This window comes from Streptomyces sp. NPDC026377 (assembly GCF_055567715.1).
In genome coordinates, this window is the sequence record NZ_JBVHPV010000012.1 from 1 (window position 1) to 24,536 (window position 24,536).

The 24,536-nt window shown below is 74.1% G+C and carries 10 protein-coding genes; 3 read left to right on the forward strand and 7 right to left on the reverse strand.

Annotated elements, in window-relative coordinates; all coding sequences use genetic code 11:
• Window positions 1-947 (reverse strand): beta-ketoacyl synthase N-terminal-like domain-containing protein (locus ACZ4MU_RS23630; RefSeq protein ID WP_467879879.1); only part of this gene is annotated, 947 nt, incomplete at its 3' end.
• A 153-nt stretch (window positions 948-1,100) separates the two neighbouring features.
• Between ACZ4MU_RS23630 and ACZ4MU_RS23635 the strand changes: the two genes are divergently transcribed.
• The 3 genes from ACZ4MU_RS23635 (at window position 1,101) to ACZ4MU_RS23645 (ending at window position 5,516) form a co-directional block, all read left to right on the forward strand.
• On the forward strand, window positions 1,101-2,024 hold the full coding sequence (locus tag ACZ4MU_RS23635) for an NADP-dependent oxidoreductase (RefSeq protein ID WP_467879882.1): 924 nt from the start codon (window positions 1,101-1,103) through the stop codon (window positions 2,022-2,024).
• A gap of 184 nt (window positions 2,025-2,208) precedes the next feature.
• Complete coding sequence (locus ACZ4MU_RS23640) at window positions 2,209-3,687, forward strand: DHA2 family efflux MFS transporter permease subunit (RefSeq protein ID WP_467879885.1); 1,479 nt, start codon at window positions 2,209-2,211, stop codon at window positions 3,685-3,687.
• A gap of 311 nt (window positions 3,688-3,998) precedes the next feature.
• Window positions 3,999-5,516: an FAD-dependent oxidoreductase gene (locus ACZ4MU_RS23645; RefSeq protein WP_467879888.1), complete on the forward strand. Its 1,518-nt coding sequence runs from the start codon at window positions 3,999-4,001 to the stop codon at window positions 5,514-5,516.
• A gap of 82 nt (window positions 5,517-5,598) precedes the next feature.
• Here ACZ4MU_RS23645 and ACZ4MU_RS23650 read toward each other — a convergent pair whose 3' ends face one another.
• From ACZ4MU_RS23650 to ACZ4MU_RS23675, 6 genes are all read right to left on the reverse strand, one after another.
• The gene (locus tag ACZ4MU_RS23650; RefSeq protein WP_467879890.1) at window positions 5,599-5,970 is read right to left on the reverse strand and encodes a winged helix-turn-helix transcriptional regulator; all 372 of its coding nucleotides are present in this window, start codon (window positions 5,968-5,970) and stop codon (window positions 5,599-5,601) included.
• Window positions 5,971-6,199: 229 nt separating this feature from the next.
• Window positions 6,200-6,439 carry a ferredoxin gene (locus tag ACZ4MU_RS23655; RefSeq protein ID WP_467879893.1) on the reverse strand — a complete coding sequence of 80 codons (240 nt, stop codon included), beginning with the start codon at window positions 6,437-6,439 and terminating at the stop codon, window positions 6,200-6,202.
• Complete coding sequence (locus tag ACZ4MU_RS23660; RefSeq protein ID WP_358830628.1) at window positions 6,436-7,632, reverse strand: cytochrome P450; 1,197 nt, start codon at window positions 7,630-7,632, stop codon at window positions 6,436-6,438. Before ACZ4MU_RS23660 ends, ACZ4MU_RS23655 begins: the two co-directional genes overlap by 4 nt.
• Window positions 7,633-7,645: 13 nt before the next feature.
• Complete coding sequence (locus ACZ4MU_RS23665) at window positions 7,646-8,887, reverse strand: acyltransferase family protein (RefSeq protein ID WP_467879897.1); 1,242 nt, start codon at window positions 8,885-8,887, stop codon at window positions 7,646-7,648.
• On the reverse strand, window positions 8,884-9,291 hold the full coding sequence (locus ACZ4MU_RS23670) for an SRPBCC family protein (RefSeq protein ID WP_467879900.1): 408 nt from the start codon (window positions 9,289-9,291) through the stop codon (window positions 8,884-8,886). Before ACZ4MU_RS23670 ends, ACZ4MU_RS23665 begins: the two co-directional genes overlap by 4 nt.
• Before the next feature lie 246 nt (window positions 9,292-9,537).
• Window positions 9,538-24,393, reverse strand: coding sequence for an SDR family NAD(P)-dependent oxidoreductase (locus ACZ4MU_RS23675; RefSeq protein ID WP_467879903.1), 14,856 nt, complete (start codon window positions 24,391-24,393; stop codon window positions 9,538-9,540).
• Window positions 24,394-24,536 lie beyond the last annotated feature (143 nt).

Sequence of the window (24,536 nt, forward strand, 5' to 3'; positions counted from 1 at the left end):
ATCACCGCGAGCACCTGGTGCCCGTTGCGCCGGGCGTCGCTCAGCCGCTCCAGCAGGACGAGCCCGGCGCCCTCCGCCCAGCCGGTCCCGTCCGCACCCGCCGCGTACGCCTTGCAGCGGCCGTCGGCGGAGAGCGCCCGCTGGCGCGAGAACTCCACGAACGTCGCGGGAGTCGCCATCACGGCGGCGCCGCCCGCCAGGGCCATCGAACACTCGCCCTGGCGCAGCGCCTGCACCGCGAGGTGGATCGCCACCAGCGAGGAGGAGCAGGCCGTCTCGACGGTCACCGCCGGGCCTTCGAGACCGAGGGTGTAGGCGATACGGCCCGTGGTGGCGCTGCCCGAGTTGCCGATGCCGAGGTGTCCCTCGACGTCCTGGGGCGTCTGTCCGATGCCCGGGTCGTAGTCGTAGTACATGGCACCGGCGTAGACACCGGTGTCGCTGCCGCGCTGGGCGGCCGGGTCGAGTCCGGCGTGCTCGAACGTCTCCCACGCCACCTCCAGCAGGAGTCGCTGCTGGGGGTTCATCGCCAGCGCCTCACGCGGCGACACCTCGAAGAACTCGTTGTCGAACGCGTCGGCGTCGTGCAGGAACCCGCCGTGGCGCGTATAGCTCTTGCCGGGCTGGTCGGGATCCGGGTCGTACAGGTTCTCCAGGTCCCAGCCACGATTGACGGGGAACTCCGAAACCGCGTCACGGCCCTCGGCCACGAGCTGCCACAGGTCCTCCGGCGAGCCGACGCCGCCCGGCAGCCGGCATCCCATCCCCACGACCGCGATCGGCTCGCTGCCCGCCGACTCGACCTCGCTCAACCGGTTTCGCGCCTGCCGCAAATCGGCAAGCGTGCGCTTGAGGTAGTCGCGCAGCTTCTCGTCACTCGACATCCATGTGATCCTTCCGATCGGCCCACCGCCGCTGCGCGAATTCGCGGAGAGGTGCTTGGTCACCCAGCGTGTTCGCCGCCCAGTCTTGCCGCGCCCGGGCCGGTCCGATCCCCAGAGCCTCCCCCTATGGCCTCCCTAACTTCCGGCCGCGTCCCCGCTGTCCTGGCCCGTACCGGAAGGCTGGGGGCACGGCGCAGGACCACGGGAGGAGCAGGGATGAGGCACCGGATGCGGACCGCGATCCAGTACGAGTTCGGCGGGCCGCAGGTGCTGCGGGTGGTGGAGTCGGAGCGACCGTCGCCGGGACCGGGCGAGGTGCTGGTGCGGGTGCACGCGGCGTCCGTCAACTTCGGCGAGACCAAGGTGCGTTCGGGTCTGGCGCAGGCCGGCCACCCGCCCTTCACCCTGGGCTCCGACCTGTCGGGGGTGGTGGCCGGGACCGGCCCCGGTGTCACGGGGTTCGCCCAGGGCGACGCGGTGTACGGGGTGTACTTCATCGGTACGTACGCCGAGTACGTCGCCGTGCCCGCCGTGGCGCTCGCGCCCAGGCCCACGGGACTGGGGCATGTCGAGGCCGCGGCGCTGCCCGTGGCGGCGCTCACCGCGCTGCGGGCGGTCGAGCAGGCCGCGCTCGGGGCCGGCGACCGGATCCTGATCCACGCGGCCGCCGGTGGCGTGGGGCACTTCGCCGTCCAACTGGCCAAGCTGCGCGGCGCGTACGTCCTGGGCACCGCCCGTGCGGTCAAACACGACTTCCTGCGCTCCCTGGGGGTGGACGAGCCGATCGACTACACGGCCGTCGACTTCACCGAGGCGGCGCGGGACGTGGACGTCGTCCTCGACCTCGTCGGCGGAGCGTACGGGAAGCGGTCGCTGGCGGCGCTGCGGCCGCGGGGGCTGCTGCTCGGCGCGACCCTGGACCCCGGGGTCACCGAGCGGGAGGCCGTCCAACTCGGCCGCCGCTACGCCCGGGTGTCGCTGCGGCCGACCGGCGAGGAGCTGCGCCGTGTCACCGGCCTGGTCGAGGAGGGGGCGCTGCGCGCGCACGTCGAGCGCACTTTTCCGCTCGAACAGCTGGTGGCGGCCCATGAATTCGCCGACACTGGGCAGATCACCGGCAAGGTCGTCGTCGTGGTGTGAGCCCCCCGCCCGTGCGACCGGGTGACTTTTCCCGGCCGCACGCCTGTGACCTGCTCGGGAACATCGATGTTCCTGTGAAACAAAAAAGTTCCTTCTTGTGCGTTCTCCCGCGGTCCAGCACGCTGGAAAACGTCCCCAAGATGTCCCTCATCGTCCCCACGATTTACCTAGCGGAGGTACCGCCATGTCTTCGGCAGCTGAAAAGGCTCCGCCGACGAACCGATGGGCAGCACTCATTGTGCTGTGCGCCGGATTCCTGATGATTATCCTGGACCAGACGATCGTCAATGTGGCGTTGCCGTCCATTCAGAGTGATCTGGGATTCTCCCCGTCCAACCTCGCGTGGGTCGTCAACGCGTATCTGATCGCGTTCGGCGGTCTGCTGCTCCTGGCGGGCCGGCTCGGCGACCTCCTCGGCCGTAAGAACCTGTTCGTCGTCGGCGTCGTCGTCTTCACGGGTGCCTCACTGTGGTGCGGCGCCGCCACCAGCCAGGGCATGCTCATCGCGGCCCGGTTCGTCCAGGGCGCCGGCGGTGCGATCTCCTCCGCGGTGATCCTCGGCATGCTGGTGACGCTCTTCCCGGACCCGGCCGGCCAGGCCAAGGCCATCGGCATCTACAGCTTCGTCGGCTCCGGCGGCGCCGCCATCGGCCTGCTCGCGGGCGGTGCCCTCACCCAGGGCATCAACTGGAGCTGGATCTTCTACGTGAACGTGCCGATCGGCGTGATCGTCGTGATCGCCGGGATGAAGCTGCTCTCCAAGGACGAGCCGCAGGGGCTCGGCGCCGGTGTCGACTACCTCGGCTCGGTGCTGGTCACCGGCGCCCTGATGGTAGGTGTCTACACCATCCTCAAGGTCGAGGAGCACGGCTGGCTCTCGGGTCACACCCTGGGTCTCGGCGCCGTCGCCATCCTGCTGCTCGCCGCGTTCATCGGCCGCCAGGCCACCGCGAAGACGCCGCTGATGAGGCTGTCGATCCTGCGCGTGCCGAACCTCTCGGCCGCCAACGGCGTCCTCGCCCTGATGCTGGCGGGCATGTTCGGCCAGTTCTTCCTCGGCACGCTCTACCTCCAGCGGGTCCTCGGCTACGAGCCGCTGGAGATCGGCCTGTCCTTCCTGCCGCTGGCCGTGCTCATCGGTGTCCTGTCGATGACGGTCTCCCCCAAGCTGAACATGCGGTTCGGCCTGAAGGCGGTCCTGCTGCCGAGCCTGGCGTTCATCGCCGGCGGTCTGGCGCTCTTCGGCCGCGCCCCGGTCGGCGGCTCCTACGTCCAGGACGTGCTCCCGGCCCTGGTGCTGCTCGGTATCGGCGGCGGTCTGGCCTTCCCCGCCCTGGTGGGTCTCGCCATGTCGAACGCCCGCCCCGAGGACTCCGGTCTGGCCTCCGGCATCAACAACACGATGCAGCAGATCGGCGGAGCCGTGGGCCTCGCGATCCTCGCCACGCTCGCGGCCTCCCGTACCGACAAGGCCACCGAGGACGGCAAGGACCTGGTGCACGCCGTGACCGAGGGCTACCACCTCGCGTTCATGGTCTCCGCGGGGCTCGTGACCGCCGCGCTGGTGGTCGCCGCCGTCGTCATCCGCACCCCCAAGGCCCCGCAGGGCGGCCCCGTGGAGCCGGCCGACGAGCAGCAGGCGGTGCCGACTGTCGTCGCGTAACTCCTGAGTTCGGGTCCGGACGGGACATCCCCCGCTCCTGGACGGAACCCGTTGCCGGCGGCACCCGCCGCCGGCGCCCATGGCGAAGCCCGGCAGTCGCTTGCCGGGCTTCGTCATGTCGTCGTTTCCCCCGTGCCACACGCTCGTCCACGGCACGCTCCTTTTCCTTTTCCCCTTTTCTCCATCCCGTCGTTCACGCGGGAATGACCGGGGTGGGATAGGGGTGCCCCTGCCCCGCCACCCCCTCCTAGGCTCACAGCGAATGACAGGGAATTGTTCTGCCGCCACGGCGAACTCGTCCAGGAGGAATCATGCTGAGTCGACGGTCCATTCTCCGCGGTGGCGCGGGCGTGGCGCTCGCAACGACCGCCGCGGGAATCACCGCCAGGGCGGCGTACAGCGCCACCACCAGTGAGTGGGAGAAGCTGCGTCCGCTGCTCCAGGGTGACGTGGTGCTCCCCACGGACACCGGCTACACCTACGCGAAGCAGGTCATCCTCGGGGAGTTCGACTCCCTCAACCCCGAGGGCATCGTCTACTGCGAGACCCCGGCGGACGTGGCCACGGCCATCAAGTTCGCCCGCAACAACGGCATCGCCACCCGGATCCGCAGCGGTGGCCACAACCTGGCCGGCTGGTCCACCACCAAGGGCATGATCCTGGACGTCGGCCGCATCAACCACGCCACGGTCGGCACCAGCACCGTCAAGGTCGGCCCCGGCGCCCAGGGCGTCGACGTCCTCACCAAGCTCAAGCCGCTCGGCAAGCAGGTCATCAGCGGCACCTGCCCGACCGTGTGCCCCGGCGGCTACCTCTCCGGTGGCGGCATCGGTCTGCAGACCCGCAAGTTCGGCATCGGCAGCGACCGGCTGGTCTCGGCCAAGCTGGTGCTCTCCGACGGCTCGCAGGTGCGCGCCAGCTCCTCGGAGAACGCCGACCTGTTCTGGGCGCTGCGCGGCGGCGGCGGCAACAACTTCGGTGTCGTCACCGAGTTCGAGGTGCGTCCGATCAACGCCCCGACCATGGTCTTCTACAACACCCTGTGGCCGTACGACAAGGCGCTCGAGGTCATCAACGCCTGGCAGGAATGGCTCTACTTCGGCTCGGACAACCTGGGCTCGACGCTGAGCGTGTTCCTCGCCGACGGCGCCTCCGGCAACGTCCCGATGGTCCAGATCACCGGTGGCTACCTCGGCCCGCAGGCGGAACTGGAGACCGCCCTCAACGAGCTCGCCGCCGAGGCCGGCGCGACGCCCACCCTGCGCACCGTCCAGGACCTGCCGTACGCCGACGCCATGAAGCACGTCTACGGCTGCGAGCAGCTCACGGCCGAGCAGTGCCACCGCACCGGCTCCAACCCGGCCGCGCAGCTCCAGCGCGTCCCGTTCATGCGTGAGCTGACCCGTCTGCTCGACCGGCCCACCGGCCGCAAGGGCGTCGCCGACCTGCTCGCCGCGTTCGAGGCCGACCGGCGGCCCGGACAGGCCCGCAACCTGTACTTCATGGCCCTGGGCGGGGTGTCCAAGCGGCCGTTCCGGACCGAGACCGCCTATGTGCACCGCGACGCCGAGTTCTTCGTGGCGATGGCGAGCATGGCGTTCAAGGAGCCGTCCGCCGAGGAGGCCGCGGCCGCCATGGTGTGGCCGACCCGCGGCTTCTCCATCATCGACCCGCTCTCCAGCGGCGAGACGTATCTGAACTTCCCCAACGGGGAGCGGGACGACTGGCGCCGGGCGTACTACGCGGAGAACTACGACCGGCTGGTGGCGGTCAAGCGGCGTTACGACGCGCCGAACTTCTTCAACCACCCGCAGAGCATCGGCAGCTGACCCCGCCGCGAGAGGTGTGACCTAAGCCCGATGGGGCGCCCCGGAAGTGGGGGCGCCCCATCGGGCTTCGCGGTGCGTCGGATCAGGCGGCGCCGTCGGAGACGCAGGACGGCACGGTGCGCCGGGCCGCGATGGTGTCCTGGTGGCGGCGCGCCCACTCGGTCAGCCCGGTCAGCGACTCGTAGAGCTCGCCGGCCATCTCCGTCGCCCGGTACTCGACCTTCGGCGGCACCGTGGCGTAGACCGTGCGCTCCAGGAGCCCGTCGGCCTCCAGGTTGCGCAGGGTCAGGGTGAGCATGCGCCGGCTGATGCCGGGGAGCGAACGCTCCAGCTCGGTGAAGCGGACCGGCCCCTCCAGGGCGATGAGCAGGACTCCGATGCTCCATTTCCCGCTGACCCGGTTCAGTACGTCGAGCACCGTGCAGGCGTCGGCACGGTTGGGCACTCTGGTCATGGCGGCAGTGCTCGGCATAGGGAAAGCCTTTCTTCCGATTCCCGCATGGTCACACAACGGCCCCACTGTCACAAGAAATACACTGAGGGGCTGAGCTGCACCTATGCGGTTTCGGCCAATGGGCGACGCGGGAACAACCAAGGGCCCCGAGCGGCCCGTTGGCGCCGCTCGGGGCGGACTCGGGGCCGATCGGGGCCTGGTGGCCCGGGCAGCGGTGACCTCGGGGGCGTCAGTCGTCCGACAGGACGAGGTCGCCGGTGACCGTGTCGGTGACGCGGATGGCGCTCATGGGGCACAGGTCCACCGCGTCGAGCAGACCCTCGTCCGGAGCGGCGCGCTCGGCCGTGGGGCGGGACTTGTTGCCTTCGAGGGTGAAGTGAGCCGGGAAGGCGCTGGCGCAGATGCCGGTGCCCATGCAGACCTTCCGGTCGACCTCGACCCGCCAGGCCGTCTCCGTCACACCGCTCACCACGTCACCTTGAGCTCGCGCACCCCGCGGGCGACGGACTCCATGCGCCAGGGGACCTCCTCGGCGGGGACGGCCAGGTGCAGACCGGGCAGCCGGGTGACCAGGGCGCGCAGCGCGCTCTGGAGCTCCATGCGCGCGAGCGGGGCGCCCAGGCAGTGGTGCAGACCGTGCCCGAAGGCGACGTGCGGGTTGCTCTCGCGGTGGAAGTCCAGCCGGTCCGGGTCGGGGAAGACCTCGGGGTCGCGGTTGGCTGCCGCGTAGTTGATCATCACGGCGTCGCCCGCCTTGATGGCACGGCCGCCGAGGACCATGTCCTCCTTGGCGATACGGGTGTTGTCGGAGGCGGGCGACAGCGGCGAGTACCGCAGCAGCTCCTCCACGGCACGGGGCACCAGGTCCGGGTCCGCGACCAGTTCCTCCCAGCGCTCGCGGTCCTCCAAAAGGGCGAAGATGTGGCTGCTGAGCTGGTTGGCGGTCGTCTTGTGGCCGGCCGCGAGCAGGGTGATGCCGAGCATCACCAGCTCCTCCTCGCCGAGCTGGTCGTCGCCCTCGCGCGCGGCGACGAGCGCGGAGAGCAGGTCGTCCCTCGGCTCGGCGCGTCGCTTGGCGAGCAGGTCGCCCATGTACCGCACCAGCTCGTCGAGGGCGGCGGACACCTCCTCCAGCGGGCGCTCCTCACCGGTGGTGAGCCAGACGTCGACCAGGCCGCGGAACGTCTGCTGGTCCTCCCTCGGCACGCCGAGGAGCTCGCAGATGACCGTGATCGGCAGCGGCCAGGCGACGTTCTCCGCGAGGTCGGCGCCCGGCCCGAGCGCGATGAAGCGGTCGACCAGACCGGTGACGATCGACTCGACGTGCGGGCGCATGCGCTCGATGCGGCGGTTGGTGAACGCCTTGGCGACCAGCTTGCGCAGCCGGGTGTGCTCCGGCGGGTCGAGGGCCACGATGATCGGGTCCTCGAAGGCCTGGCGGCTGCGGGGCACGTCCTTGCCGATGGTGGCGGCCCGGCTGAAGCGCGGGTCGGCCATCACCGTCTTGGAGTCGTCGTAGCGGGTGGCGAGCCACGCCTCTCCGCCGAACGGCATGGAGACCCGCTTGACCGGGCACTCCTGCCGGTACTCGGCGTACTTGGGGTGCATGTCGAGCCGCTCGTAGGGGCCGAACGGGTACGGCTCTGCCGTCTCTGCCGTCATCGGATGGAACCTTTCAGATGGAGGTGCCCGGCGGTGCCGGAGTCGGTGCGGGGGCCGGGCCCGGCTGCTGGGCCGGAACCGCGGGGATCGACGTCTGGGGGCGGCGGCCGTGGCCGAAGCGGCGCATGACCGGCGTCTCCACGAACCGGTACAGCAGCCAGCCGGCGAGCAGGGTGGCCGCGAAGAGCAGCACCAGCAGCGCGCTGGCGGTGACGAAGCCGTAGGTGTGGGTGTCGAACAGGTGCAGCCGGCCGTAGAAGATCGGTACGGCCTGGATCATGTAGAAGCCGAAGGAGACGGTGCCCAGCCACACCATCACCGGCCCGTTGAGCAGGCTGCGCTCCCCGCGCAGGTCCGCCGAGGCGGCGGTGCAGATGATCGCGGCGATCGGCACGACCGTGGTGAGCGAGAAGTCGTACGGCGCCGGGACGTTCAGCGCCGCGGTGTAGCCGGCGGCGGCGAGCAGCAGCACCGGCACGGCTCCGACGCGCGGCCAGCGGCCCGCGGCGACGATCCGGGCGAGCAGCGCGCCCAGGACGAACTCGAAGAGCCGGGCGGGCGGGAAGAGGTACGCGAACCACATCTTGGTCATCGGCAGCGGCGCGAGCGGGAAGGACTGGCCCGAGGGGATCAGGTACTTCGCGACCAGCGCGACCGCGGCTATCCCCGCCACCATGCCGCCTGCCCACAGCCACAGCCGCCGGTCGGCGATCCGCATGAGCGGCCCGATGATCAGCGGGAAGAGGAGGTAGAACAGCACCTCCGAACAGAGCGACCAGGCGGGCACGTTGACGCTGCTGCTGATGTCCGGGCGCCAGCTGTAGGAGTGCAGCAGGAACAGGTTCGGCAGCCAGGCGCGCATCGGTGTGAAGGCGCCGGCGTACAGCCACATGACCACGGCCCAGGCGACCAGGTGGTTGGGGAAGACCTTCACCAGCCGGCGGCGCAGGAAGGAGCCCGCGGAGTTCGTCTTCTTGCGGGACCAGGACCAGGTCAGGACGAATCCGCTGAGGACGAAGAAGAACGAGACTCCCACGTACCCGGCGGGTTCGAAGAAGTCCGCCATCCCCTGCGCGATGCCGTCGTCCGCGTAGAAGTTCACCGGACCGGTGAGATCCAGCGGATTGTTGAGCAGCGACGCGTGGGCGAAGAAGACAAGGAGAGCCGCGAAGAACCGCAGTCCGGTCAGGGACGGCAGGTCGTTGCGGCGACGGTTCTCGTCGTAATCCTCTTGGACCCCCGTGAACGGTCTCATGAAGCGGGCTCGGCGAGGGAATGGCGGATGGCCTCGACGGCGCCGTCCATTCCGGAGGCGAATTCCGGCGCGACTTCCGCCGGAAGCAGGTCGACGAGCCACAGCAGACGGCTGCCGCTCTCGCCCGGCGCGGGCGGCAGGATCTGCATCGAGGAGTGGTGGTGGACCAGCGGCCACGGCGACCGGCGCACGCTGTACGCGACGCGGCGGCGCTCGTCGTCGACGGTCACGACGAGCTCTTCGATGATTCCGAACTCGCCCATGTCGATTTTACGGACGTCACCGTCGACGGTGACGGGGCCGAGAAAGGGGATCAGCTTGTTGACCGCGCCGACATCAGCGAGGGCGGCCCATGCTGTCTTTTCGTCGGCGGCTACGGCGAATTCGCGAACAATCGATGTCATGCCAGCATGATGGAAGACCGCGACACCCCGCGCCCACCCCTCATCAACCCCTATATCGGCTTGCTGTCAAGGGGGATGGCGGCCTCTTTGGACGGGCACGGAAAGGCCGATTCCCTCCTGAACGCCGCATGCCGCCGTGTTCACGGGGAACACGGCGGCACGGCGCGCCCGGCCGCGGGCGGTGCTGCCGGGCCGGGGCGGCGCCCGGGCCCGGCGCGGGGCTCACCGCGCCGGGCCCGGGGGCTCTCAGGACAGGCCGAGCTCGCGCTCCGCCAGCTCGAACAGGTCGTCGTCCGAGGCCGTCTCCAGGTCGAGGACGTCCCCGTCGGCGGCGCCGCGTCCCGCCTCCCAGCGGGCGAGCAGTCCGCGCAGCCGTCCGGTGACCTGCGCGTGGACCGCGTCGTCTGCCCCGCCGCCGGCCAGCGCCCGCTCCAGCCGCTCCACCTCGTCGAGGAGAAGCGCCTCGGGCGCGGTGTCCTGCTCCGGCAGCACCATCCGGCCGAGCTCCGCGGCGAGCGCCCCGGGCGTCGGGAAGTCGAACACCAGCGTGGCCGAAAGCCGTACGCCGCTGGCGGCGGCGAGCCGGTTGCGCAGATCGACCGCGGCCAGGGAGTCGAAGCCGATGTCCTTGAACGCCTGGTCGGGATTGACGGCCCCGGCCCCGGAGTGGCCGAGCGCGGCGGCGGCGGCCGTCCGCACCAGGTCCAGTACGGCTGCCTCCCGTTCGGCGGGCGACAGCGCCGCCAGCCGTTCGGCCAGACCGTGCTCACCCGCGCTCGCGGAGCCTGCCGCCTGGCGCGCCGGCCGGACCAGCGCCCGCAGCAGGGCCGGTACGGAACCGGTCCTGGCCTGCTCGCGGACGCCCGGCAGGTCGAGCGCCGCCGGCACCAGGAGCCCCTCGTCCAGGGTGAGCGCCCGGTCGAAGAGGCCGAGCCCCTGGTCCTGCGAGAGCTGGGGCAGGGCGCCGCGGCCTCGGCCGTCGGCGTTCAGATGGGCCGTCAGCTCGCTGTCGGTGTCCCACAGGCCCCAGGCCAGCGAGAGCCCCGGCAGGTCCTGTGCCCGGCGCAGGGCCGCGAGACCGTCGAGGAAGGCGTTGGCCGCCGCGTAGTTGGCCTGCCCGGGGTTGCCGAGCACACCGGCCGCCGAGGAGAACGTCACGAAGGCCGCGAGGTCCAGGCGCTGGGTGAGCTCGTGCAGATGCCAGGCGCCGTCCGCCTTGGGCGCGAGGACGCTGTCGAGGCGCGCGGCGTCGAGCGCCGTCACCACACCGTCGTCCACGGTGCCCGCGGCGTGCACCACGGCCGTCAGCGGGTGCTCCTGCGGGATCGAGTCGAGCACCTCGGTGAGGGCCGCCCGGTCGGCGGTGTCCGCCGTGGCGATCGTGACCTGCGCGCCCAGGGCCCGCAGGTCGTCCTTGAGCGCCGCGGCCCCGTCGGCCTGCGGACCGCGCCGGCTGACCAGGAGCAGTCTGCGTGCCCCGTGGTGGGTGACCAGACGCCGGGCGACCAGACCGCCCAGGGTGCCGGTGCCGCCGGTGACGAGGACGGTGCCCTCCGGATCCAGCGCACGGGCCGTGCCCGCGCCCGCCGGCTCGCCCGGGGCGACCCGGTCCAGCCTCGGCACCAGGATCCGGCCGCCGCGCACCGCGCTCTGCGGCTCGCCGCTGTGGAGCACGGCGGGCAGCGCGGCCAGCGCGGTCTCGTCGTCGATGTCGAGGAGTGTGACCCGTCCCGGATGCTCCGACTGCGCGGTGCGCACCAGGCCCCACACCGCGGCCGCGGCCGGGTCGCAGGACTCCTCGCTGCCCGCCGCCGGGACCGCGCGCCGGGTCACCACCACCAGCGTGCCCTCCTCCAGGCGCGGCTCGGCGAGCCAGCCCTGCAGGAGACCGAGGACCCGGCCGGTGAGCGCGCGGGTGCGTGCCGGGGTGTCGCCGACACCCCCGTCGACCGCCCCGAGCAGCACCGCGTCCATCGGGGCGGTGCCCGCCTCGATGGCGTCGGCGAGGGCGGTGGCGTCGGCGTACGCGGCGTTGGGCGCGGCCACGGGTCCGGCGTCGCCGCCGAGGACCGCCCAGGTCGTCTGCGACCGGGGCGCCTGTGTCTGCACCGGCTGCCACACCACCCGGAACAGGTGGTCGCCGGTGGCGTCGGCGGCGGCGCCGAGCCGCGCGGCCGGCATGCGGCGCAGCACCAGGGAGCCGACCGTCAGGACCGGCGCGCCGGTGGGATCGGTGGCCTCCAGGGAGAAGGCCTCCGTCCCGGCGGGGACGATCCGTACCCGCAGCGCGGTGGCGCCAAAGGCGTGCAGGGTCACGTCGTTCCAGGCGAACGGCAGGGCCACCGTGCGCTCCCCGTCCGCGCCGGGGGCGTCGTCGGCCCAGGCGAGGTCGGCGGCGTGGAGCGCCGCGTCGAAGAGCGCGGGGTGCAGCCCGAACCGGGGTCCCTCCGCGGCCAGTTCGGCGGGCAGCTCGACCTCGGCGAGGATCTCCCCGTCGCGGGTCCACACCGACTTCAGGCCCTGGAACGCGGGCCCGTAGTCGAAGCCCTGCCGGGCCTTGGCGGCGTAGAAGCCATCGGTGTCGCGCCGTTCGGCCCCGGCCGGGGGCCAGGCGGCGAGCGGGGCGCCGGGTTCGGCGGGCCGGTCGGTGACGGCGCCCTGGGCATGCCGGGTCCACGGCGCGCCCGCCGGGGCGTCGGCGGCCCGCGAGTGGATGCTCACCGGGCGCCCGGTGCCGTCGCCGGAGCCAACGACGACCTGCACCTGGAGGGCGTGTTCGGCGGGCAGCACCAGCGGTGCCTCCAGGACGAGTTCGGCGAGGTGGCCGGAGCCGACCTCGTCGCCGGCCCGGACCGCCATCTCCACCAGCGCGGCCCCCGGCACCAGCACGGTGCCGGACACCCCGTGGTCGGCGAGCCAGGCGTGGCCGCGCGCGGAGAGCCGCGCGGTGAGCACGACCCCGCCGCCGTCGGCCATGTCGAGGCCGCCGTCGAGCAGCGGGTGCGAGGTGGCGCGCAGCCCGGGTGCGGCGCCGCCGGTCGCGGCGGCCGTCTCCGGCCAGTACCGCTGCCGCTGGAACGCGTAGCCCGGCAGGTCGACGCGGTGGGCGCCGAGGCCCTCGAAGGCGGCGCTCCAGTCGACGGCCGCGCCGCGGACGTACGCCTCGGCGAGCGCGGTGAGCAGGGTCGTGGCCTCGTCGCGCCCGCGCCGCAGGAGGGCGGCGGCGGCAGCGTCGACGGGGCCCGCCTCCTGCCCGGCGAGCGACTCGCGCACCATCGCGGTGAGCACCGCGTCCGGGCCGAGCTCCAGGTAGGTGCCGGTGCCCAGGGCGTCCAGGGTCCGCACCACGTCGTGGAAGCGCACCGCGGCGCGGACATGGCCGACCCAGTACTCGGGCGAGCACAGCTCCTCGGGCGTCAGGAGCGCGCCGGTGACGCCGGACACCACGGGGATCTCCGGCTCATGGTAGGTCAGTCGCCCGGCCACGGAGCGGAACTCCTCCAGCATCGGCTCCATGAGCGGGGAGTGGAAGGCGTGGCTGACCCGCAGCCGCTTGGTCTTGAGACCGCGCTCCGCGAGCACGTCCGCGATCCGGCCGGCCGCCCCGGCGTCACCCGAGATCACCACGGCCTCGGGCCCGTTGACGGCGGCGATGCCCACCAGGTGTCCGACGCCCTCCAGCAGGGGCAGGACGTCCGCCTCGGCCGCCTGGACGGCGATCATCGCGCCGCCTTCGGGCAGGGCCTGGATGAGCCGGCCCCGCGCCGCGACGAGGGCCGCCGCGTCGTCCAGGCCGAGCACGCCCGCCACATGGGCCGCCGCCAGCTCGCCGATGGAGTGCCCGGCGAGGCGGTCGGGGCGTACGCCCCAGGCCTGGAGCAGCCGGAAGAGCGCGACCTCCACCGCGAAGAGCGCGGGCTGGGTGAACTCGGTGCGCGCGAGCAGCTCCGGGTCGCCCTCCATGACCACGTCCGCGAGGGGGCGCGGCAGCAACGGGTCGAACGCGGCGCAGATCTCGTCGAACGCCGCCGCGAACGGCCGGAACCGCTCGTACAGTTCGCGTCCCATGCCGGGGCGCTGGCTGCCCTGTCCAGTGAAGAGGAACGCGGTGCCGCCCGGCGCGGTGGAGCCGGTGACGGCGCCCGGGCCGCCGGCGGCCAGCGCGTCGAGCGCCGCCCTCAGGTCCTCGTGGCCGGCCGCGACGACCACGGCCCGGTGGTCGAGCCGGGCACGTGTGGTGGCCAGTGAGTACGCCAGGTCGGCGACCGGCACCTCGGGGGCGTCGGCGACCCGCGCGGCGAGCCGGGCGGCCTGGGCGCGCAGGGCCGTCGCGGAGTGCGCGGAGAGCAGGACGGGGAGCGCCGGGGCGGTTTCTCCGGCCGGGGCGGCGGGGGTGGCGCCGGGCCCGGACAGGTCCGGCTCGGCGGGGGCCTGTTCCAGGACGATGTGGGCGTTGGTGCCGCTCACGCCGAATGAGGAGACGGCCGCGCGGCGCGGCTCGTCCGCCCCGACCGTCCACGGCCGGGCCTCCTGGAGGAGTTCGACGGCACCGGACTCCCAGTCGATGTGCGGGGACGGGGTGTCGGCGTGGAGCGTCCTGGGCAGCAGTTCGTGCCGCATCGCCAGGACCATCTTGATCAGGCCGGCGACGCCCGCGGCGCCCTGGGTGTGGCCGATGTTGGACTTGACCGAGCCGAGCCACAACGGCTCGTCCGGAGTGCGGGCCTGCCCGTAGGTGGCGAGCAGCGCCTGCGCCTCGATGGGGTCGCCGAGCGCGGTGCCGGTGCCGTGCGCCTCGACGGCCTGGACGTCCGCGGCGGTCAGCCCGGCGTCGGCGAGGGCCTGCTGGATGACGTCCTGCTGGGCCGGGCCGTTGGGCGCGGTCAGGCCGTTGGACGCGCCGTCCTGGTTGACGGCGGTGCCCTTGACCAGGGCGAGCACCGGGTGACCTCGGCGGCGTGCCTCGGAGAGCCGCTCGACGAGCAGCAGCCCCAGTCCCTCGGCCCACACGGTGCCGTCGGCCTCGGCGGCGAACGCCTTGACGCGGCCGTCGGCGGCGAGGCCGCGCTGCCGGGAGAACTCGATGAAGTTGTCCGGGGTCGCCATGACGGTGACCCCGCCGACGAGCGCCATGGAGCACTCCCGCTGGCGCAGCGAGCGCACCGCGAGGTGCAGCGCCACCAGCGAGGAGGAGCAGGCGGTGTCGATGGAGAGGGCGGGTCCGCGCAGCCCCAGGGTGTAGGCGAGGCGGCCGGAGGCGACGCTGCCGGATATACCGGTCAGCCGGTAGCCCTCCAGCTCCGCCGGGGCCTGCTGGAGCCGCTGGGCGTAGTCGTGGTTGATGACACCGGTGAAGACGCCGACATCGCTGCCCTGAAGGGACGTCGGGTCGATCCCGGCGCCCTCGAAGGTCTCCCACGCCACTTCGAGGAGCAGCCGCTGCTGCGGGTCCATGGCGAGCGCCTCGCGCGGGGAGATGCCGAAGAACTCGGCGTCGAACGCGGCGGCGTCCAGGAACGCGCCCCGGTCGGTGTAGGAGGTGCCGGTGTGGTCCGGGTCGGGGTCGAAGAGCGCGTCGAGGTCCCAGCCGCGGTCGGCCGGGAAGGCGCCGATGACCTCGGTGCCGTCCTCGACCACCCGCCAGAACTCCTCGGGGGTGCCGACGCCGCCGGGGAACCGGCAGCCCATGGCGACGATCGCGATCGGGTCGTCCTCCAGGTCGGCGGGCGCCGCGGTCCGTACGGGCACGGCCTCGGCGACGGCGCCGGTCAGCTCGCTCTCGATGTGCCGGGCGAGCGCCTGCGGGGTCGGGTGGTCGAAGGCGAGGGTCGCCGACAGCCGCAGACCCGTGGCGGCCGTGAGCCGGTTGCGCAGCTCGACGGCGGTCAGCGAGTCGAACCCGGCGTCCTTGAAGGCGCGTTCGGCGGCGACGTCGTCGGCGGAGCCGTGGCCCAGCACCTCGGCGGCCTGGGCGCGTACGAGTTCGAGCAGGGCCCGCGACCGCGCCTCCGGGGCGAGCCCGGCCAGGTGCGGCGCCGCCTGGTCGGCCGCCTTGCGGGCGGCCCGGCGCGCCGGGCGCACCAGCGAACGCAGCAGGACGGGGACGTCCCCGTCGGGGGCCGTGCCGAGGTCGAGCGCCGCCGGCAGCAGCGCCGGGTCGGCGCCGCGCAGTCCCGCGTCGAGGAGCGCCATGCCCTCCTCGCTGGTCAGGGCCCGCATGCCACCGCGCCGGGTGCGGGCGACGGCCGACTCGTCAAGGGCGGCGGTCATCCCGCTGGCTTGCGCCCACAGCCCCCAGGCGAGGGAGACGGCGGGCAGACCGGCGGCGTGCCGGCGGTGCGCCAGCGCGTCCAGGAACGCGTTGGCCGCCGCGTAGTTGCCCTGTCCCGCGTTGCCGAGGGTGCCCGCGGCCGAGGAGAACATCACGAACGCCGCGAGGTCGGTGCCCCGGGTCAGCTCGTCGAGGTGGAGCGCTCCGTCGGCCTTGGGCCGCAGCACGGTGTCGAAGCGCTCGCGGGTGAGGGCGGTGACGATGCCGTCGTCGACCACGCCGGCGGTGTGCACGACGCCGGTCAGCGGGTGCTCGGCGGGAACGGCGGCGAGGAGCGCGCGCACCTGCTCGCGGTCGGCCACGTCGCACGCCGCGACCGTCACCTCGGCGCCCGCCCCGGTGAGCTCGGCGACCAGCTCGGCCGCTCCCGGGGTGTCCGCGCCGCGCCTGCCGGTGAGCAGCAGACGGCGTACCCCGTGCTCGGCGACGAGATGGCGGGCGACGAGACCGCCGAGGGTGCCGGTGCCGCCGGTGATGAGCACCGTGCCGTCCGGGTCGAGCGGCCGCGGCACGGTGAGGACCACCTTGCCGGTGTGCCGGGCCTGGCCGAGGTTGCGGAACGCGGTCGGGGCGCGCCGCACGTCGTACGCGGTGATCCGCGGCAGCGACAGCGCGCCGCTCTCGAAGAGCGCGATCAGTTCGGTGAGCATCCGGCGGATGCGGCTGGGGCCGGCGTCGCGGATGTCGTACACCTGGTAGCGGACCCCCGGGTGGGCGGCGGACACCTCCTCGGCGGTGCGGATGTCGGTCTTGCCGAGCTCCAGGAACCGGCCGCCCGGCGCCAGCAGCTCCAGCGAGCGGTCGGTGAGTTCACCGGCCAGCGAGTTGAGGACGACGTCGACGCCCCGGCCGCCGGAGGCGGTGCGGAAGTGCCCGGCGAAGTCCGCGTCGCGGGAGGACGCCAGGTGGGCGTCGTCGAAGCCCTGGGCGCGCAGCGCGGGCCACTTGCCGGGGCTGGCGGTGCCGTAGACCTCGGCGCCGAAGTGCCGGGCGAGCTGGACCGCGGCCGTGCCCACGCCACCGGCGGCGGCGTGGACCAGGACGGACTCCCCCGGCGCCAGCCGCGCCAGGTCGCTCAACCCGTAGTAGGCGGTGAGGTAGGCGACCGGCACCGCCGCGGCCTGCTCGAAGGACCAGTGGGAGGGGATGCGGGCGAGCATCCGGTGGTCGGTGAGGGCGACGGAGCCGAAGCCGCCGAAGTCGTCGGTCAGGCCCATGACGCGGTCACCGGGCCCGAGGGCCGTGACGCCGGGGCCGACGGCCAGGACCTCACCGGCGATCTCGCCGCCGAGCCCGGTCTGGCCGGGCGCCATGGCCAGCGCCACCAGGACGTCGCGGAAGTTGACGCCGCAGGCGCGGACCGCGACCCGCACCTGGCCCGCCGCGAGCGGCGCGTCCGGGTCGGGCCCCGCGACCAGGACCAGGTCGCTCAGGGAGCCGGTGTCCGCGGTGGCCGCCAGACGCCAGGTGCGGGCGCCGGACGGGACCGCGAGCGGCGCCTCGGTGGCGAGGCGGGTGAGCCGCGGCACGCTCACCTCGCCCCCTCGGACCGCCAGTTGGGGCTCCTGGCCGGCCAGGGCCGCCGCGAGCAGCCCGGCGGGAACGTCGTCGCCGGTGTCCGCCACGACGAAGCGCCCGGGGTGCTCGGACTGGGCGGCGCGCAGCAGCCCCCAGACGGCTCCGGCGGCCGGGTCGGTGACCTCGTCGGCGCTGTGCACGGCGACCGCGCCACGGGTGAGGACCACCAGGCGGGCGGTCTCCGGGAGGTCCCGGTCGAGCCAGTCGCGCAGCAGGTCCAGGACGCGGCCGGTGGCGTCGCGCACGGCCTCCGCGTCGTCGGCGCCGGACGCGGGCAGCCGGGCGAGGAGCACCTCGGGGGTGTCCGGGCCGCTCAGCCAGGCGTCCAGGTCGTCGTGGACCGGCCAGGGGGCGTCCGGCAGGGGCGCGCCGAACCGGAGTTCGGCGATGCCTTCGTGGGCGGCGCCGTCCGGCAGGGGCAGCGGCTTCCATTCGGTACGGAAGAGCAGGTCCGCCGAGCTGTCCTGGGCGGCTCCCAGCTTCTCCGCGGCGACCGGGCGCAGCGTGAGCGCGCCGAGGGTGGCGACGGGGCTGCCCGAGGGGTCCGCGAGGTCGACCCGGGTGCCGCCGCCGGGCGCGGGGGCGATCCGGACGCGCAGTGTGGTCGCGCCGGTCGCGTGGAGCGCCACGCGGGCGAAGGCGAACGGCAGGTGGGGCACCGCGCCGGGCGCCTCGGTGGCGTTGTCGCAGTGGAGGGCCGCGTCGAACAGGGCGGGGTGCAGGCCGAACCGCTCGGCCTCGGACGCCTGGTCGTCCGACAGCGCCACCTCGGCGTACCGTACGTCGCCATCGGTCCAGGCGGCGCGCAGCCCCTGGAAGGCGGGGCCGTAGCCGAAGCCCTCGGCGAGCCGGCGCTCGTAGAAGCCGTCGGTGTCCACGGCGACGGCCCCGGCGGGCGGCCACTCGGCCGGGAACGGCGTCCCCGCGCCGTTCCCGGCGCCGCTCTCCTCGTCGGCGAGGAAGCCGGAGGCGTGCAGGGTCCACGGCGCGAGCAGGGACGCCTCGTCGGGGCGCGCGTGGACGGTGACCGGGCGGCGGCCGGTGGTGTCGGGGGCCGAGACGGTGATCCGGACCTGGAGGGCGGACCGCTCGGGCAGCACCAGGGGCGCCTCCATGACCAGTTCGTCGACGAGCGGCGTACCGGCCTCGTCACCGGCGCGGAGCACCATGTCGAGCACGGCGGTGCCCGGCACCACGGCGTGTCCCAGGACGCGGTGCTCGCCCAGCCACGGGTGCGTGGCGAGCGAGAGGCGGCCGGTGCCGACCACCTTGTCCTCGTCGGGGACGGCGACCACGGCAGCGATCAGCGGGTGGTCGACGGCCGCGAGACCGGCGGCGGCGACGTCGGCGGCGCCGCCGTCGGAGGCGGGCAGCCAGTAGCGGCGGCGCTGGAAGGCGTAGGTGGGCAGCGGCACGGTGCGCGCGCCCGCCTCAGCGGCCGGCGTGGCCCAGTCCACCGCGACGCCGCGCACGTGCAGCTGGGCGAGGGCGGTGGTGAGGGAGCGCCGCTCGGGCTTGTCGCGGCGCAGCACGGCGAGGGCCGCGACGGCGCCGTCGCCCTCGTCGCCCAGGCAGTCCTGGACCATCGCCGTGAGGACCCCGGTGGGGCCGAGCTCGACGAAGGTGCGGGCGCCCTCGGCGTACAGGGTGCGTACGGCGTCGGCGAAGCGGACCGTCCCGCGGACGTGCCGGACCCAGTACTCGGGGCGGGTCAGCTCGCCGGGGGCGACGAGCCGGCCGGTGAGGTCGGAGACGACGGGGATGGCCGGTTCGGCGTACGCGATGCTCTCGGCGACGGCCCGGAAGTCCTCCAGCATCGGCTCCATGAGCGGCGAGTGGAAGGCGTGGCTGACGCGCAGCCGCTTGGTCTCGTGTCCGCGCCGCTCCAGCTCGGCGGCGATGGACGTGACGTCGGGCTCGGCACCGGAGACCACCACGGCCCGGGGGCCGTTGACGGCGGCGAGGCTCACCCGGTCGGTGAGCAGCCCGGTGACCTCCTCCTCGGTGGCCCGCACCGCGACCATGGCACCGGCGGCGGGCAGCGCCTGCATCAGCCGGCCGCGCGCGGCGACGAGCCGTGCGGCGTCGTCGAGGGACCAGACCCCGGCGACATGGGCGGCGGCGAGTTCGCCGATGGAGTGGCCGGAGAGCAGGGCGGGCTCGACGCCGCGCGACGCGAGGAGGCGGAAGAGCGCGACCTCGACGGCGAAGAGCGCGGGCTGGGTGTACTCGGTGCGCTCCAGCAGTGCGGCGTCGCCGCCGAAGACCACCTCGCGCAGCGGACGGCCCGTCAGGTGGGGGTCGAGGGCGGCGCACACCTCGTCGAACGCGTCGCGGAAGGCGGGCTCGCCCGCGTGGAGTTCGCGGGCCATGCCCAGGCGCTGGCTGCCCTGCCCGGAGAAGACGAACGCGGTACGGCCCGCCGCGACGGCGCCGGTGACGGCGTCGGCGCTGGGGCGGCCCTCGGCCAGGGCGTGGGCCGCCTCGACGGCCGCCGTCCGGTCCTCGGCGAGGAGCACGGCACGGTGGTCGAGGGCGGCGCGGCCGGTGACCAGCGAGAGGGCGATGTCGGCGGCCGACTGGTCCGGGTGCGCGGCGGCGTGGTCGGCCAGCCGGGCCGCCTGGGCGGCGAGGGCCTGCGCGGTCTTCGCCGACAGCGGCCAGGCCACCGGGCCCGGCGCGGCGGGCCCGGTACCGGCGGTGGCGGGTGCCTCCTCCTCGGCCTGTTCCAGGATGACGTGGGCGTTGGTGCCACTGACGCCGAAGGAGGACACGGCGGCCCGGCGCGGACGGCCGGTCTCCGGCCAGGGCCGGGCCTCGTCCAGCAGTCCGACGGCGCCGCGCGACCAGTCGACCTTGGTGGAAGGCCGGTCGATGTGGAGGGTCTTGGGCAGGACGCCGTGACGCAGCGCGAGGACCGTCTTGATGACACCGGCGACGCCGGCGGCGGCCTGGGTGTGGCCGATGTTCGACTTGAGCGAGCCCAGCCAGAGCGGCCGGTCGCCCGGCCGGTCGCGGCCGTAGGTGGCGAGTACCGCGCCGGCCTCGATGGGGTCGCCGAGGGTGGTGCCGGTGCCGTGCGCCTCGACGGCGTCGACGTCGGCGGGGGTGAGCCGGGCCTGGGCGAGCGCCTGGCGGATCACGCGCTCCTGGGCGGGGCCGCTGGGGGCGGTGAGGCCGTTGGAGGCGCCGTCCTGGTTGACGGCGGAGCCGCGCAGCACGGCGAGGACCTGGTGGCCGTTGCGCCGCGCGTCCTCAAGGCGTTCGAGCAGGACCAGGGCGACGCCCTCGGACCAGCTGGTGCCGTCGGCGGAGTCCGCGAACGCCTTGCTGCGGCCGTCGGCCGCGAGGCCCTGCTGGCGGGAGAACTCCACGAACGGCGACGGCTTCGCCATCACGGCGACACCGCCCGCCATGGCCATGGACGCCTCGCCCTCGCGCAGCGCGCGGGCCGCCAGGTGCAGTGCCACCAGCGAGGAGGAGCAGGCCGTGTCGACGGTGACGGCGGGGCCGCGCAGACCGAGGGTGTAGGAGATGCGGCCGGTGGCGACGCTGCCCGCGGCGCCGATGCCGAGGTAGCCCTCGATGTCCTGCGGGGCGCGGCGCAGATGGGACGCGTAGTCGTGGTACATCAGACCGGCGAAGACGCCCACGTCCTTGCCGCGGAGCGAGTCGGGGGCGATGCCCGCGCCTTCGAGGAGCTCCCAGGAGGTCTCCAGGAGCAGCCGCTGCTGCGGGTCCATGGCGAGCGCCTCGCGCGGGGAGATACCGAAGAGCTCGGCGTCGAACTCGCCCGCGTCGTAGAGGAATCCGCCGGCGCGCGCGTACGAGGTGCCGCGGGCGGCGGGGTCGTCGGAGAACAGCTCGCCCAGGTCCCAGCCGCGGTCCTCGGGGAAGGGGCTGATGGCGTCGACGCCGTCCTCGACCAGGCGCCACAGGTCGGCCGGTGAGGTCACGCCGCCCGGGAGGCGGCAGGCCATGCCGACGATCGCGATGGCGTCGTCCTCAACGGCCGCGGCGGGTTCGGTGACGGCCGCGGCCACCGGCTGCTCCTGCCACAGCTCGGCCTTGAGGTAGGCGGCGAGCGAGACGGGGGTGGGGTGGTCGAAGGCGACGGTCACCGCGAGCGGCACGCCGGTCGCGGTGATGAGGGCGCCGCGCAGGGAGACCGCGTCGAGGCTGCTGAAGCCGAGGTCCTTGAAGGCGCGGTCGGCGGCGACGTCGGGCGCGCCCGCGAGTCCGCGCACCCGCGCCGCCTCGGCCCGGACCAGTTCGGTCAGGGCGTGCAGCCGGGCCGCGTCGGGCAGCGGGTCGAGCAGGTCGCGCAGCACGGTCGCGGCGGCGTCGGAGTGCTGGGCCGCCGTGCCCGCGTCGGTGTCGATGAGCGCGCGCAGCAGGACCGGCGCGGAGCCGGAGCGGGCCGCGTCCGCGTCGACGCGGAGCACCGCGAGGTACGGCTGGGCGGTGCCGCGGGCCGCGTCCCACATGGCGAGCGCCGTCTGGGCGGGCAGGGCGGTGCCCGGCTCCCAGACGAGGGTCTGGGCGGGCAGGCCGTGCGCGTGGCGCAGCCGGGCGAGGCCCTCCAGGAAGGCGGCGTGCGTCGCCTCCGCGGCGCGGTCGGCGGACTCCAGGACCGCGGCAGCGGAGGTGAGCAGGACGAAGGCGGACATGTCGGTGCCGCGGGTGAGTTCGTGCAGGTTCCAGGCGCCCTGGAGGGCGGCGTCGGGGTGCCCGCCGTGGGAGGCGGGGGCGGCGCCGGCGGTGTGGATGACCTGCGCCGGGGACGTGGTCAGCGAGCCGAACACCTTGACGAGGGCGCGGCGGTCGGCGGGGTCCCCGGCGAGCAGGCGCACCTTGGCGCCCCGCTCGGCGAGGGCGGCCTTGAGGGCGGCGGCCCGCTCGTCGCCTCGGCCGTGCGGGCTGAGCAGGACGAGGTCGCGCACGCCGTGGACGGCGACGAGGTGGCGGGTGAGGGTGGCGGCGACGTCGGTGTGCGCGCCGGTGACCAGGACCGGCCCGGCCGGGCGGGGGGCGTCGGGGTCGCTGTCGCCCGCAGGCACCCGTGTCAGACGCGGCCGGAGCGCGACGGAGGGCCGCACGGCCAGGCGGGGCTCGTCCGAGGCGAGAGCGGCGGCGAGGAAGGTGTCGGCACCGGCGCCGAGGTCGGCGACGGTGAGCCGGTCGCCGTGGCGCTCCCGGGCGCCCGCGGCCCAGCCCCACACGGCGGCCTGGACGGGGTCGACGGCGGGATCCTCGGCGGAGACGGCGACGGCACCGCGGGTCACCACGGTCACGCGGCCCTCGGCGGTGCGCGGGTCGCCGGCCCAGTCGTCGGTCTGCTCGTGAAGCCGGGCGACGAGTGCGTGGGCGGCCGTGACGGGGTCCTCGCCGGGCCCACCGGCGGTGCCGGCGACGGCGAGCAGGGTGACCTCGGGCACCCGGGCGCCGCCCGCGACCGCGCGCCGTACGGCGTCCAGGTCCGTGTGGACGGTCGTCTCGGCGTCCTCGGGGAGGGCCGCGGCGAGGGCCTGGGCGCCCGGTCCCGCGACGGCGTAGCGGCGCGGCGCGGGCGTGTCCCGTGCCGCGAGGGGCAGCGGGAACCAGTCGAGGCGCAGCAGGGAGTCGAAGTGGCCGGTGCCGACGGCCCGCAGCCGGGCGGGCGCGGCGGCCAGCCGATGGCGGGTGATCTTGCCGGAGGCGGTGCGCGGGACGCTGTCGATCTCGTACAGCTCCTCGGGGACCTTGTACGAGGACAGCCGCGCCCGGCACTCGGCGAGCAGCGCCTGCGGGTCGAAGCCCTCGGGGCCGGCCACGAGGAAGGCGACCGGCACCTCGCCGAGGACGTCGTGCGGCTTGGCGGCGACCACGACGTCGGCGACGCCGGGCAGGCCCCGCAGGACCTCCTCGACCTCACCGGGGTGGATGTTCTCGCCGCCGCGGATGATGAGTTCCTTGATGCGGCCGGTCACCGTGAAGTACCCGGCGTCGTCGCGTCGGGCGAGGTCGCCGGTGCGGTACCAGCCGTCGCGCATGACTTCGGCGGTGGCCTCGGGCCGGTTGTGGTAGCCGAGCATCACATTGGGGCCGCGCACCCACACCTCGCCCTCGGCGCCGTCGGGTACGTCGAAGCCGGTCTCCGGGTCGACCAGACGCACGCCGAGGCCGGGGACGGGCAGGCCGCAGGAGCCCTCGACCCGCTTGCCGGTGGGCCAGTTGATGGTGATGGAGCCGCAGGTCTCGGTCGAGCCGTAGGCATCGATGAGGGGTGCGCCGAACGCTTCCTCGAAGGAGCGGCGCAGCTCCGCCGTGGTGACCGCGCCGCCGACGAGGCACATGCGCAGTGCGGGGGCGGTGAAGCCGGACCTGCGGGCGGCGCGCACCAGGTAGTGGTACATCGTCGGCACGCCGGCGAGGAAGGTGGCGGACTCCTCGGTCAGGGCGCCCAGCACGTCGTCGGCCTCGAAGCCGTCGACGATGCGGGCGCTGGCACCGACGGAGGTGACGGCGAGGACGCAGAAGATGTGGGCCAGGCTGTGGAAGAGCGGCAGCGGCCACACCACGCGGTCCTCGGCGGTGAGCCCGGTGACCGGGATGTAGCCGGCGGCCACCGACCACAGGCAGTTGCGCTGGGTGGAGAGCACGCCCTTGGGCCGGCCGGTGGTCCCGGAGGTGTAGAGCATCCAGGCGGGCTCGTCGAGGCCGAGGTCGTCGCGGGCCGGGAACTCGGGCTCGTCCGTGACCAGGCGCGTGAAGGAGAGCGTCCCCTCGGGGGCGCGGCCGGGCGCGTCGCCGACCAGGACCACGGTCACCTGGGGCCGCTCGCGCAGCACTTCGCGCAGCCGGGTGTGCTGGGCGTGGTCGGTGAGCAGGACGCGGGCGCCGCTGTCGTCGAGCTGGTAGGCCAGTTCGGCCTCGGTGGCGCGCGGGTTGAGCGGGACGCCGATCCCGTTGGCCCGGGTGATCGCCAGATAGCTCTCGACGGTCTCCACGCGGTTGCCGAGCAGGATGGCCGCGCGGTCGCCCGGCTGGAGCCGGTGGGCGGCGAGGTGCCCGGCGAGCCGGCCGGTCCGGACGTACAGGTCCCGGTAGGAGACCGCGCGGCGGGCGTCGCGGTAAGCGATCTTGTCCCCGTACTGCTCGGCATGAGCGCGCAGTCGTTCCGGTAGCGGCCGGATCAGGTCGGTTCGGAGCATGGTCACCACATCTCTTGTTCGCAAATGGTCCCGGCGTCCCGTCAGTCTCATCGCGCGGCCCCGTCGCTCACCCCCTGTCCGTCCCCCTATGGCCTCCCTGACTTGGGCACCGGGACGGGGCTCCGTCCCACCTCCCGGCAGAG